The 12,729-nt window shown below is 63.9% G+C and carries 12 protein-coding genes and 1 pseudogene; 5 read left to right on the forward strand and 8 right to left on the reverse strand.

The genetic code is table 11. The features are described from left to right. Positions 1-2: 2 nt before the first annotated feature. The gene (locus tag HCZ87_RS06905) at positions 3-347 is read right to left on the reverse strand and encodes a DUF2794 domain-containing protein (RefSeq protein ID WP_167643031.1); all 345 of its coding nucleotides are present in this window, start codon (positions 345-347) and stop codon (positions 3-5) included. A gap of 31 nt (positions 348-378) precedes the next feature. Next, complete coding sequence (locus tag HCZ87_RS06910; protein ID WP_167643032.1) at positions 379-1,092, reverse strand: helix-turn-helix transcriptional regulator; 714 nt, start codon at positions 1,090-1,092, stop codon at positions 379-381. Between the two features lie 149 nt (positions 1,093-1,241). Between HCZ87_RS06910 and HCZ87_RS06915 the strand changes: the two genes are divergently transcribed. Further along, positions 1,242-1,721, forward strand: a complete 480-nt coding sequence (locus tag HCZ87_RS06915) for a cytochrome c (protein WP_167643033.1) — start codon at positions 1,242-1,244, stop codon at positions 1,719-1,721. Positions 1,722-1,747: 26 nt separating this feature from the next. Here HCZ87_RS06915 and HCZ87_RS06920 read toward each other — a convergent pair. After that, positions 1,748-2,365, reverse strand: a pseudogene (locus tag HCZ87_RS06920) (TetR/AcrR family transcriptional regulator C-terminal domain-containing protein). A 236-nt stretch (positions 2,366-2,601) separates the two neighbouring features. On the opposite strand from HCZ87_RS06920, the gene HCZ87_RS06925 reads away from it, so the two are divergent. Continuing rightward, entirely contained in the window at positions 2,602-3,534 is a 933-nt protein-coding gene (locus tag HCZ87_RS06925; protein ID WP_167643034.1) for an AEC family transporter, read from the forward strand. Positions 3,535-3,536: 2 nt separating this feature from the next. On the opposite strand, the gene HCZ87_RS06930 is transcribed toward HCZ87_RS06925, so the two are convergent. Beyond that, entirely contained in the window at positions 3,537-4,823 is a 1,287-nt protein-coding gene (locus HCZ87_RS06930; protein WP_167643035.1) for a glycerate kinase, read from the reverse strand. Between the two features lie 204 nt (positions 4,824-5,027). On the opposite strand from HCZ87_RS06930, the gene HCZ87_RS06935 reads away from it, so the two are divergent. Further along, the gene (locus HCZ87_RS06935; RefSeq protein WP_167643044.1) at positions 5,028-5,858 is read left to right on the forward strand and encodes a bifunctional allantoicase/(S)-ureidoglycine aminohydrolase; all 831 of its coding nucleotides are present in this window, start codon (positions 5,028-5,030) and stop codon (positions 5,856-5,858) included. 85 nt (positions 5,859-5,943) lie between these two features. Here the strand turns inward: HCZ87_RS06935 and HCZ87_RS06940 are convergent, their stop codons facing one another. From HCZ87_RS06940 to puuE, 3 genes are all read right to left on the reverse strand, one after another. Continuing rightward, positions 5,944-7,356 (reverse strand): uracil-xanthine permease family protein, encoded by a 1,413-nt coding sequence (locus HCZ87_RS06940; RefSeq protein WP_167643036.1) that lies wholly within the window; start codon positions 7,354-7,356, stop codon positions 5,944-5,946. 80 nt (positions 7,357-7,436) lie between these two features. Next, complete coding sequence (locus tag HCZ87_RS06945; protein WP_167643037.1) at positions 7,437-7,931, reverse strand: ureidoglycolate lyase; 495 nt, start codon at positions 7,929-7,931, stop codon at positions 7,437-7,439. Beyond that, positions 7,928-9,343, reverse strand: a complete 1,416-nt coding sequence (puuE, locus tag HCZ87_RS06950; RefSeq protein WP_167643038.1) for an allantoinase PuuE — start codon at positions 9,341-9,343, stop codon at positions 7,928-7,930. Before puuE ends, HCZ87_RS06945 begins: the two co-directional genes overlap by 4 nt. A 199-nt stretch (positions 9,344-9,542) precedes the next feature. On the opposite strand from puuE, the gene uraH reads away from it, so the two are divergent. Further along, a complete protein-coding gene (uraH, locus tag HCZ87_RS06955) occupies positions 9,543-9,899 on the forward strand; it encodes a hydroxyisourate hydrolase (RefSeq protein ID WP_167643039.1) in 357 nt (118 codons plus the stop codon). Positions 9,900-9,938: 39 nt separating this feature from the next. Here the strand turns inward: uraH and HCZ87_RS06960 are convergent, their stop codons facing one another. Next, complete coding sequence (locus HCZ87_RS06960; RefSeq protein WP_167643040.1) at positions 9,939-10,853, reverse strand: LysR family transcriptional regulator; 915 nt, start codon at positions 10,851-10,853, stop codon at positions 9,939-9,941. 111 nt (positions 10,854-10,964) lie between these two features. On the opposite strand from HCZ87_RS06960, the gene HCZ87_RS06965 reads away from it, so the two are divergent. Continuing rightward, positions 10,965-12,212, forward strand: coding sequence for a urate hydroxylase PuuD (locus HCZ87_RS06965; protein ID WP_167643041.1), 1,248 nt, complete (start codon positions 10,965-10,967; stop codon positions 12,210-12,212). The last annotated feature ends 517 nt before the right edge of the window (positions 12,213-12,729 follow it).

The raw sequence follows: 12,729 nt of genomic DNA on the forward strand, positions 1-12,729 counted from the left end.
GTTTAGTCCACCGCGCGGATCAGCTTGCGCTCCAGCACCCGAAGCACGGTTTTCAGGTCATTGCCGCGCTTCAGGATCTGCCCGTCCATGCCCACAACCGAATATTGCCCCTGCCGATTGCGCAGCTTGGGGTGTTTCTCAATGCGATAGAGCGGGTGTTCGGCGGTGCGGCGAAACACGGAAAACACCGCCATGTCGCGCAGATGCGACAGCCCGTAGTCGCGCCATTCCCCCGCTGCGACCATCCGGCCATAAAGCGACATGATGACCGAGAGCTCGCGCCGGTGAAAGGCGACCTGCTCGGGTGGTGGCGATGTCGGGAAGGCCCCGGAGCTGTGTTGGTTCATGCCTCTAAGGTCCGCCCATTTGCGCGGTAAATCAAGCCTCTTCGCAGGTTTTCCCCTGTGAGGCCGCGCTGAGACCCCCGTCGATCCCGAGAATGTGATGCAGGGCACGTCGGCCGGGGGCGGTGAGCTCCAGCGCGCGGTCACGGCTTGGGCGATGCAGCCAGCCGGCGGTCAGCGCATGGGTCAGGATCTGCCGCCCCATCGGCCCGGCGATATGCAGGCGGCGCTCGGTCCAGTCGAGACAGGGGCGGGCAAAGGGGCTGCGGCCGGGGGTCTCGGGCAGATCCACGCCAAGCTGCGCCCAGATCGGGGAGGCAACGGGATGAAAGGCGCCGCCCTCTTCGCGCAGCTCGCCACGGCTGATCAGCGCCTCGGTCATCGCCACCGCCAGCGGGCCCGCCAGATGGTCATAACAGCTGCGCACCTCGGAAAGCGCCCCGGCCTTGCGGCGCTGCGCGCGATAGAGGTGATCGGAGGGCGCAAGCGCGGCGAGCTGTTCCAGCGCCTGTGCCACCTCCGGTCCGGCCAGCTGGTGATAGACGCAGCGGCCACGTTTTTCGGCCACCACCAGCCCCGCGTCCTGCAACAGGCGCAGATGGGCGGTCGCGGTCTGGGCGGTGATCCCCGCCGACGCGGCCAGTTCCTTGTTGGTGAATGCGCGCCCCTGCATCAGCTCGCAGAGCATCCTTGTGCGGCTTGCATCCGCAATCGCCTGTCCGATGATATCAAACCGGGGTGTCACCATGGCCCCAGCCTAGCCGCCCTGTGGCGGCTTGCCCATGGCAAACCTTTCGCCCCGCACCGAAGCATCGCGCGGGGATTTAACGCGGAAATAACCCCGCTGGCCGAGACTGCCCCCATCCTGAGCCAAATCCCGAGCCACAAAGGTGCCCGATGAGCCGTCGTTGCCCTACCAGCCCTGTTCTGATCCTTGGTCTGTTTTTCGCCCTGCTGACGGCGGTGCCTGCGACCATTGCCGAGGGCGAGATCCGCAACCGGCATGTGAAATATCGTATCGCCTTGATGAACAGTCAGAAAAACGCGGTGATCGAGCTGACGAATATGACCAGCGGGCGGCTGCCGTTTGATCGGGCCCGCGCGCGGGCGCTGCGCAAGGCGCTGATGCAGACCACGGCGGCGATCCCCAAGGCCTTTCGCAGGAAACGCATGGAGCCCGATTCCCATGCCCGCCCCGAGGTCTGGACGCATCAGGAGGATTTTACCCTGCGCGCAGAAGCCGCCGAAACCGCCGCGAAGGCGCTGAATACCCGCAATCTGGCCGGGCTGCGCCGCAGCCTGCCGGATCTGATCCAGACCTGTCACAGCTGCCATCAGACCTTTCGCGCCCATGTGAATGAGTTCACCACCCATTGAACGCGGTGTCCGGGGCCTGCGTCAGATCAGCGGGCGCCGTAGCGGGCCAGGAACATCTCGACCGTGGCGCGGGCCAGCCGGTCGATCTCGGCGTCACTGACGCTGTCCTTGATGTTGAAGATCAGGCGCGGGAACAGCTCCGCCCGGCAGAGCGCCATCCATTGTTCGGCGGCTAGGTCGAAATCCTCGATCTGCAACTCGCCGCGCTGCACCGCCTCGCGGAAATAGGTCTTGAGCTTGTCGCGCTCCACCTGCGGTCCGCATTCAAAGAACTGCCGCCCCAGATCGGGGAAACGCTCGGTCTCGGCGACGCAGATGCGAAAGATCTTGCGGCCGAAATCCGACAGCAGCACCGCCATCAGATCCCGCGCGGCGCAGAGCAGCACCTGTTCCGGGCCGGAGCCCTCTGGGATGTCCAGATGCCGGGTGGCGTGGCGGGCGCTTTTGCTCCGGGTCCCCTCGAAGAATAACAGGCGGTTTTAGGGCAAATAACTACAAAGGGTCCCCCTGGCGACCCCCGCCGGCCAGGCCACGTTATCGACTCTGGCGCCCTCGAACCCATCGGCCATAAAGACCGTGCGAGCCCCTTCCAGAACCTGATCGAATTTCCGCCCCTTGCGCAGAATCGGTGCGCTTTGGTTCATGCCTGTTCCATCCCTGTTGTCGTCTTTGGGCCGTCCCTTGCCCGTTGAGCCAAACTAGAGGTTCCGCCCGGCGCCGCCAAAGTGTTTTTCGAAAAACCATCATAAAACTGCGGCGCTTATGCGGGAAATCCCCGGCGCCCTGCGGCGGCTGGAGCGGTCGCCACAGGGCAGGAAAGCGGCGCACAGGCGGCAATAGGTCTTTTGCACTCGCGCCGAAGCGTCTACCACTGCAACTCATGACCGAGATATTTTTTCGCACGCTTCCTTTTTTTGCCATTATCGGCCTGGGCTACTGGGCTGGACGCACACGGTTTTTTACCGAAGAGGCGACGGCCTTTCTGACCAAATTCGTGTTCTTCTTTCCGCTGTCGGCGATGATCTTTCGCTTTGCCGCCAACCTGTCCTTTGCGGAGATTTTCGACCCTAATCTGATCCTCGGCTATCTGGCGGGCACGCTGGCGGTCTATGCTGTGGCCACAGTGGTCGGGCTCCTGCGGCGGCAGGATGTCTCCACCACCGCAGTAGAGGCGCAATGCGCGGCGATCGGCAATGTGGGTTTTCTCGGCATTCCGATGATGGTGATCCTGTTCGGCGAGGCCTCGGTCGGGCCGATGATGATGATCCTAGCCGTTGATCTTGTGGTGTTTTCATCGCTGATCGTGATGCTGATCAACGCCCATCGCGGCGCGGGGCTGAGCCTGGCGACGCTGCGGCTGGTGGGGCTGGGCCTGTTGCGCAACCCGATGATCCTGTCGATCGTGGCGGGGCTTGTGTGGTCGGGCGCGGAGCTGCCGATCCCGACGCCGATGAATGATTTCCTCGCCATTCTGGGCGGTGCGGCGACGCCGGGGGCGCTGTTTGCCATCGGTGCGTCTCTGGCCTCCAAATCCGCCGAGCGGATCGAGGTCGCGGGCTGGCTGAGCTTTGCCAAGCTGGTGCTGCATCCGCTTTGCGTGGCGGCGGGGGTGTTGTGGCTGATGCCGGTGACGCCGTTTTCCGCCACCATCGCCATTGCCGCGGCCTCGCTGCCGGTGGCGGGCAACGTCTATATGCTTGCGCAGCATTACGGGGTGGCGCCGCAGCGGGCCTCGGCGGCGATCCTGATTTCGACCGTCGTGTCGATCCTGACGGTGCCGCTGGTGATCGCCTGGGCGAGCGGAGCGCCCTAGGCTCAGGCGTCGTTGCGCCCCGAGGTGCCGGGGCGGCGCAGCAGGATCTGCACATCCGCGACATTGGTGCCGGTGCCGCCAATGGTGACCAGCGCCCCGGCGGCCTCCAGCGCGGCGTAGCTGTCGTTGTTGTTCAACAGAGCCTCAGGGTCGGCGCCGCTCTCGGCAATTTTGCGCCAGGTTTGCGGGGTCACCATGCCGCCCGCCGCATCGGTCGGCCCGTCGCGCCCATCGGTGCCGCCGGACAGAAACAGCCAGTCGCCGTCAATCTCGGGCGCCGATCGGGCGATGCGCAGGGCGAGTTCCTGATTGCGCCCACCGCGCCCGGTTCCGGTCAGTTTCACGGTGGTTTCGCCGCCAAAGAGCAACGCCGTGGGGCGGTCGTCGGCGGTGTCTTGGGCCGTTGCGATGATGCGGCTTGCGGCCTTGGCGACATCGCCGGTGAGGTCATCTGTCAGCGGCGGCACATGCCAGCCAAGCGCCTCGGCGCGGGCGGCCATGGCCTCCAGGCTGAAGCGGTTGGAGCCGATCAGCGTGTTTTTTGCCGCCGGTGGGGGGCTGTCGCCCTCGGGCTGGCTCAGGTGCTGCTGCACGGATGCGGGCAGTTGCTCCCAGAGCTGTTCGGCCTGCAACAGGGCGCGGGCCTCGGCGCGGCTGCCCAATGGGGCCACCGTGGGGCCGGAGGCAATGGCGCGCAAGTCGTCGCCGATCACATCCGAGAGGATCAGTGCGGTGACCTGCGCCGGGGCAGCCGCGCGACAAAGCCCGCCGCCCTTGAGCTGCGACAGGGTTTGGCGGATCAGGTTCATGCGGTTGATCTCCAGCCCGGAGGCCAGCAGCATTTCGTTCACCGCAGCTTTATCGGCCAGCGTCAGACCGGGCGCGGGGGCGACCATCAGCGCCGAGCCACCGCCGGAGATCAGCATCAGGACCTGATCGGCGGCGTTGAGGTCGGCAAGACGCGCCAGCACCCGCGCGCCAGCGGCGGCGCTGCTTTCATCCGGCACCGGATGCGCCCCGGCGATGACCTCGGCCCCGTCGATGTCGGTCAGGTTTTCCGGGTTGGTCACGGCCAGCGCGGCGGTGGGGGGCTCCGTCAGGGTGTCCAGCGCAGCGCGCATCATCGGCACGGCCGCCTTGCCGACCGCGATGATGATGCGGCGACCGCCCTCGGCCAGCGGTGGCAAGGGCTGGCGCTGCATCTGCTCTGCCACCGCGGCGGCGGGGTCCGCGCGGCGGATCGCGGTCTGGAACAGGTCGAGGGCGATGTCTTGCAAGCTCTGTGTCATTGCCGGCCTTTCCGTGGGGGCAGTGGCGTTGCGCCATATTGTCTGTCTGCGCGGGGGCGGGTCAATGGCGGGCCTTTGGGCGGCTTTCAAATTCCCCCTTATGATCCTTCCTGTTTCCCGGTCGTCATTGAGGCTGGCCTTTGCGCGGTGTTGCGGCTTTGATGAGGGCAGGATTTCTTGCAACACATGCCCGGATCTATTGCCATGTCAAAACCCACCTATTACGCGCCCAAAGGCGGGCTGCCGCCGCAGACCCAGTTGCTGACCGATCGGGCCATGTTCACCGAGGCCTATGCGGTGATCCCCAAGGGCACCAACAGCGATATCGTGACCAGTTTCCTGCCGTTCTGGGGCAAGTCCCGCTTCTGGGTGATCGCGCGGCCGCTTTCGGGCTTTGCCGAGACCTTCTCGCATTACATCGCCGAGGTGCTGCCCGGTGGTGGCTCGGAACGGCCTGAAACCGAGGCGGGCGTGGAGGCGTTGCTCTTCGTGGTTGAGGGGCAGATGGTGCTGACCATTGATGGCAGCGAGCATGAGATGGCCGAGGGCGGCTATGCCTTCCTGCCGCCGTCGGTGGCGTGGAAGCTGACCAATACCTCGGATGCGCCGGTGCGGTTTCACTGGATCCGCAAGGCCTATCAGGCGGTGGAGGGGCTGGAGATGCCCGAGGCCTTTGTCACCAACGAACAGGATGTCGCCCCGACCGCGATGCCCGGCACCGATGGCAAATGGGCGACCTCGCGTTTTGTGGATCCCGAGGATCTGCGCCACGATATGCATGTGACCATCGTCACCTTTGAGCCCGGCGCGGTGATCCCCTTTGCCGAAACCCATGTGATGGAACACGGGCTTTATGTGCTGGAGGGCAAGGCGGTCTATCGGCTCAATCAGGATTGGGTCGAGGTGGAGGCCGGGGACTACATGTGGTTGCGCGCCTTCTGCCCGCAGGCGTGTTACGCGGGCGGGCCGGGCAAGTTCCGCTATCTTCTCTATAAAGACGTGAACCGTCATATGCCGCTGGCGCCCTTGCGCTGAGGCGGATCGCCGGGCGGAGGTTTCCTCCGCCCGGCTTCGGAAAATATCCATTTTCCGGTCCAAATTCTTGAAAGAATTTGGCTGCTTAATCTTCGGCCTGTCCCGCCATACCGCCGGAGACCTCTTCGGTGGCCTCGCCCGGCAGCTCTTCGGGCAGGATCAGGTTCAGCACGATCGCCAGCACGGCGGCAGGCAGCAACCCGCTGGTCAGAAGGATACGCGCTGTATCCGGCATATGCTGGAGCGCACCGGGTTCCAGTTGCAGCCCCAGCCCGATCGATAGCGAGATCGCAAAGATCACCATATTGCGGCGGTTCCAATCCACGTCCGACAGGATCGAGATCCCCGCCGCGACCACCATGCCGAACATGACGATCACCCCGCCGCCGAGCACTTCGATGGGCACGGTGCGGATGACGCCACCGACCTTGGGCACCAGCCCGCAGAGGATCAGGAACAGCGCGCCGCAGGTCACCACATGGCGGCTCATGACGCCGGTCATGGCAATCAGCCCGACGTTCTGGCTGAAGGAGGTATTCGGCAGCCCGCCAAAGATCCCGGCCAGCGCGGTGCCCAGACCATCGGCAAAGGTGGCGCCTTCGATTTCCTTGTCAGTGGCGCGGCGTCCGGCGCCGCCCTTGGTGATGCCGGAGACATCGCCCACCGTCTCCACCGCCGAGACAACGGCCATCAGGCAGAAGCCGAGAATGGCGGCAAAGGAGAACTCGAACCCGTATTTGAAGGGCTGCGGCAGGGCAAAACTGGCGGCGCGGCTCCAGGATGTGCCGATGACCTCCAGCGACAGCATGCCCGCGAAGATGGCGTAGATATAGCCCACCAGCAGCCCGATCAGCACCGCAGAGACCGAGAGCATGCCGCGGGCGAAGAATTTGAAGCCCAGCGTCACCACGATCACCACCAGCGCCGCCGACCAGTTCAGGAGCGAGCCATACTCCGGTGTGCCAATGGCGGGCACGCCCCCGGCAGCATATTGGATGCCGACCTTGACCAGCGCGAGGCCGATCATCGTCACCACCAGCCCGGTGACCAGCGGCGGCAGCGCAAAGCGGATCCTGCCGATAAAGAAGCCAAGGCAGGCGTGAAACAGCCCGCCGATCAGTACCCCGCCAAAGAGCGCCGCCAGCGCGTCAACGCCCTTGCCCGCCACCAGCGGGATCATGATCGGCAAGAAGGCAAACGACGTCCCCTGCACGATCGGCAGCCGTGCCCCGACCGGGCCCAGCGTCACGGTTTGCAACAGGGTCGCGATCCCCGCAAAGAGCATCGACATCTGGATCAGATACAGAAGCTCCGGGAAATCCGGCGAGTTGGAGCCAAAGCCAAAACCGGCGACCCCGGCGACAATGATCGCGGGGGTGACGTTGGAGACAAACATTGCCAGCACATGCTGGATGCCGAGCGGAACCGCCTTGGCCAGCGGCGGCATATAGTCGGGATCGCGCAGCTGTGCAGCGGTCCCGATGGAGTGATCGGTCATACTGATTTTCCCTGTTGGTTGGGGATCCCCCGGACTCGTTTGTCGGGCCGGGTGGATCCGGTTGAAATATGGCGGTTTGCTTAGCCTTCGGTGCCGGTGACCACCCATGGCGTGTCGAACCAATGTTCCTGGAGGTTGGCCCCCTCGCCGATGCGGTCGATGACGATATACTGTCCGGCCGCCCCCAGGGGGGCCAGCACCCCGTGCCAGACACCCCGGTGCAGGTTGATCGACTGGCCGGGCTGGCTGACGAAAGCCTGCAAATCACCCGGTACGCCGCCCGCATCCGGGGCGACGATCACCAGCATCGGCACGCCGTTGAGCGGCACAAAGGCCTGGCTGCCGTCGGGGTGGCGTTCCACGAGATCAACCGTATAGGGCAGCGCGCGGGCCTTGGCGTCAAACAGGCTGATGCCGGCGCGGCCATCGGCAAAATCGAGCTGCGCCAGATCGTGGTGGCGGCCACACATGCCCTGATTGATGATCTTGTCGGGCGCGGCTTTGGGTTCCAGCACATCGCCAAAAGCGGCAAAGCCTTTGGCGGTGAGCGGTGTCGCCGTCAGGCTGCGGCTCATGGCAACAGATCCTTCAGCCGCAGTTGCGCGATCCGTTCGACCTGGCGGCAGGCCTCGGCGATCTCGGTTGCGCGCTCGGCGTTCAGGCGCTGTTTGAAGGCGGCGAGGATCGCGGCCTTGTCGTGGTCGCGCACCGCGATGATGAAGGGAAAGCCGTATTTCTCCACATAGGCGGTGTTGAGCGCGGTGAACTCGGCCCGTTCGGCGTCGGTCAGCAGATCGAGCCCGGCGCTGGCCTGTTCGGAGCTGCTCTCGGCGGTGAGACGCCCGGCGGCGGCGAGCTTGCCTGCCAGATCGGGGTGAGCCTTCAGCACATCGAGGCGGGCCTCCTCCGATGCGGTGCGGAAGACGCGGCAGAGCAGGTTATGCACCCCGGCGGCGCAATCATGGGCGGGGCCGAGCTCCAGATCAAAGGCGCGGTCGGCGATCCAGGGGGAGTGTTCGAAGATGCCGCCATAGGAGGCCACAAAGCGCTCGCGCGTCATCTGGCTGGGGCGCTCCCGGCGGTGGTGCGGATGGGTTTCGGCCCAATGCTGCGCGATGTCCAGACGGCGCGGGCACCAGACGCCCTCGTGGCGCTGGATATGGTCGATGAAGCGCTTGAGCGCGGCCATCTTGCCCGGACGGCCCACCAGACGGCAATGCAGGCCGATGGTCATCATCTTGGGCGCGCCGGCCTCGCCTTCGGCATAAAGCGCATCAAAGGCATCGGTGAGATAGGAGCCGAAATGCGCGCCGGTGACCCAGCCGGGCGCGGTGGCAAAGCGCATGTCGTTGGCTTCCAGCGTATAGGGGATGATGAGCTGATCGCGGGTGCCGACCTCCAGCCAATAGGGCAGATCGTCATCGTAAGTGTCGGAGATATAGTCAAAGCCGCCCGTCTCGGCGACCAGACGCACGGTATTGGCGCTGCATCGGCCGGTGTACCAGCCGCGCGGCGGGGTGCCGACGACTTCGGTATGCAGGCGGATTGCCTCGGCGATGGCGGCGCGCTCCTCGTCTTCGGGCATGTCCTTGTGCTCGACCCATTTGAGCCCGTGGGAGGCGATTTCCCAGTCGGCGTCCTTCATCGCCTGCACCTGTTCCGGGCTGCGGGCCAGCGCCGTGGCGACGCCGTAGATGGTCAGCGGGATATCGGCGCCGGTGAACAGCCGGTGCAGCCGCCAGAACCCGGCGCGGGCGCCGTATTCATAGATCGATTCCATATTCCAGTGGCGCTGGCCCTGCCATTGCGCGGCACCGGCGATATCGGAGAGAAAGGCCTCGGAGGCCGCGTCGCCATGCAGAACACAGTTTTCGCCGCCTTCTTCGTAGTTGAGCACGAATTGGACGGCGATTTTTGCATCATTGGGCCAGGCGGGATGGGGGGCATTGGCCCCATACCCACGCATGTCGCGGGGATAGCGTGTCACGATCAGAACTCCGGGATCTGTTATTACTGCACATGTTATAGGATGGATGTGGCAAAGTGGCTTTACCACAATTTTTGAAAGTGCTGTTTGCTGGCTTCTGCGTGTAAAGCGGGCAAGGCTGGCGCATGATGGCGCTGAAATAAGCTGTTCGCTGCCGGGCTACGGGCCCTGACGGGCGAGCGCCGAGGAGAGATGTATCATGACCGGATTTCTGACCACCCATGTTCTGGACACTGCGCGGGGCTGCCCGGCGGAGGGCATCGAGATCACGCTTTATCGGCTGGAGGGGGCGGCGCGGCACAGGATCGCCGGGACCGTGACCAATGCCGATGGGCGCACTGACAGCCCGATCCTGCCGGCAAAGGATTTTGCGACGGGGCAGTATGAGCTGGTGTTTGCCTGCGGTGCCTATCTGCGCGCCAAGGGACAGGCGGGGGCGGAGCCGCTGTTTCTGGATGAGATCCCGATCCGTTTTGGCATGTCCGAGGGCGACAGCCATTATCACGTGCCGCTGCTGCTTTCGCCCTATGGCTATTCCACCTATCGCGGCAGCTGACGGAGCCTCCGGCGGGGATATTTGGGAAAAGATGAAAGATCAGGGTGTCTCTGGCGGCATGGAGGCGAGGATGTGGTCGATCATGAAGTCGAGGAACAGCCGCACCTTCGGATCCTGATGGCGACGGTGCATATAGAGGCAGGCCAGCTGGATGGTGGCGGGCGGCTCCTGCGGCAGCACCGGCACCAGACGCCCGGCGGCGAGGTGGTCGGCGATCTCGAAGACCGGTTTCATGATGATGCCATGGCCGTCGAGCGCCCATTGGATCAGCACATCGCCGTGGTCGCATTCAAACGGGCCGGTGACGGCGACCTTGCGCAGACCGTTGGGGCTGTGCAGCGGCCATTGGAACTCCGGCGCGCCGGGGTAGCGCAGGTTCAGGCAGTCATGGGCCTCGGTTTTCAGCTCCTCGCTGGATTGGGGCGCGCCCCGGGCTTTGATATAGGCGGGCGCAGCGCAGAGCACGCGCGGGCAATCGGTGATCTTGCGGATCTTGAGGTTGGAATCTTCGGGCACGCCGAGGAAGAAGGCGGCGTCCAGCCCCTCGGCGGCGAGATCCAGTTTGCGATCCGAGAGGCGCAGGCGGATGTTGATCAGCGGATAGGCCGCCTTGAACTGCGGCACGGCGGGGGCGATCAGCCGTTGCCCCAGCCCCAGCGGTGCTGCCACATATAATGTGCCGCGCGGCGTTTGGGTGACGTTGGAGATATCGGCCTCGGCGTCTTCGACCGCTTCCAGGATCTTGACCGCGCCGCGATAGAACAGCTGCCCCTGTTCGGTGGGGTGCAAGAGCCGGGTGGTGCGCTGGAACAGGCGCACCTTGAGGTGGTCTTCGAGCTGGGAAATCCGCGAGGAGGCAACCGCCGCAGAAATGCGCATGTCGCGGGCGGCGGCGGACATATTGCCCAGCTCATAGACGCGGACGAATGTGCGGATATTGTTCAGATAGGCCATGCGCGGGTTTTGATTGTCAGTTTATGTTTGAAACAGCTTGGAATTTTTCCCCAATACAGGAAAATGAAAGCCGCGCCTAGGGTCCGGGCCAAGACATATCAGGAGGCAGCAATGGAAGAGCTTGTGATCATCTGGGACTGGCTGGGGTTCGCCCTGCGCTGGGTGCATGTCATTACCGCAATGGCCTGGATCGGGTCGTCCTTCTATTTCATCGCGCTGGATCTGGGGTTGAACCGCAATATTCCCGGCCCCGCCGATGGCGAGGAATGGCAGGTGCATGGCGGCGGCTTTTACCACATCCAGAAATACCTGGTGGCGCCGGGGCAGATGCCCGAGCATCTGACCTGGTTCAAATGGGAGAGCTATTCGACCTGGCTGTCGGGGGCCTGCTTGTTGATGGTGGTCTATTGGGCCGGGGGGCATCTTTACCTGATTGATGCGGGCAAGGCCGATCTGGCACTGTGGCAGGGGATCCTGATTTCCGGCGCATCATTGAGCATCGGCTGGCTGGTCTATGACTTCTTGTGCAAATCTCCCCTGGGGGAAAAGCCGACGCTTCTGATGGTGCTGCTGTTCTGCCTGCTGGTGGTCATGGGATACGGCTACAACCAGATCTTTACCGGGCGCGCGGTGCTGCTGCATCTGGGGGCGTTTACTGCCACCATCATGACGGCCAATGTGTTCTTTATCATCATGCCGAACCAGCGCATCGTGGTGGCGGATCTGAAGGCGGGCCGCAAGCCGGATCCGAAATATGGCAAGATCGCCAAGCTGCGTTCGACCCATAACAACTATCTCACCCTGCCGGTGATCTTCCTGATGCTGTCGAACCACTACCCGCTGGCCTTTGCCACCCAATACAACTGGGTGATCGCGGCGCTGGTGTTCCTGATGGGGGTGACGATCCGGCATTACTTCAACACCCGCCATGCACGCGCCGGCAATCCGACCTGGACCTGGCTGGTGACCGCGCTGCTGTTCCTGGCGATCATGGCGCTGAGCCAGAGCGGGCTGGAGCAGGACAGCTATGAGGAGTCCGAGGCGCGGGCGCTGACCCCGGTGGAGCAGGTCTTTGCCAGCTCGGCGCATTTTGAGGATGTCCTGAATGTGGTGCCCGGGCGCTGTTCCATGTGTCACGCGCGCGAGCCCTTTTATGAGGGCATTCGCCGCGCGCCCAAGAACGTGCTGCTGGAAACCCCGGCGGATATCGCCAAGGCGGCGCGGCTGATCTACCTTCAGGCCGGAGCGAGCCATGCCATGCCGCCAGCCAATGTCACCTATATGGAAGACGAGGAGCGCGCCCTGATCCGCCAATGGTATCGCGAGGCGGCGGGGGATCTGCTGTTTGCGCGCAACTAGAACGCAAGGCGGGGGAGCTCCCGCCTGTTATCGCCTCCCAGGGGGAGGCTCAGCCCAGTTGGGCCCGGCGCCGCTTCGCGGCGCTTTTTCTTTTTTGGGCACGCGGCGACTCGTATCTGGGCGATTCACATCTGATTCCGGTGGGATTTGCCGAGCGAGTCTGTGGGTAAGTGGGGTTGGGCTGTGGATAAGGTTTTGGGTTGGTGATTTGGGGGCGGTTTATGTTGGGTTTTGGGCGGAGTGGGGGAGGGGTGAGCGAGGTTTGTCTTGGTTTAAGCGTTTGATATTATTCTGTTTTCAAAAGACTTTCGATTTTCTTTGCGGTTTTTGCATTTTTGGGTTGCGGGTATTTGGATCTGACCTTAGAACCCCCTTCACCGGCGGCGCTGAGGTGCTACGGGGCGCGGCGGAGACGCTGCTGACGGACCGGAAAGACGGTTTGGCGCCCAGGGAAGACTGGGGCACTTCGGAGAGAGGTTAGGCGGTGGCGCTTTTAAGATTAGCGCGACGGTCTGGT

The organism is Phaeobacter sp. HF9A (assembly GCF_011806385.1).
In the GTDB taxonomy this organism is placed as follows: Bacteria; Pseudomonadota; Alphaproteobacteria; order Rhodobacterales; family Rhodobacteraceae; genus Epibacterium.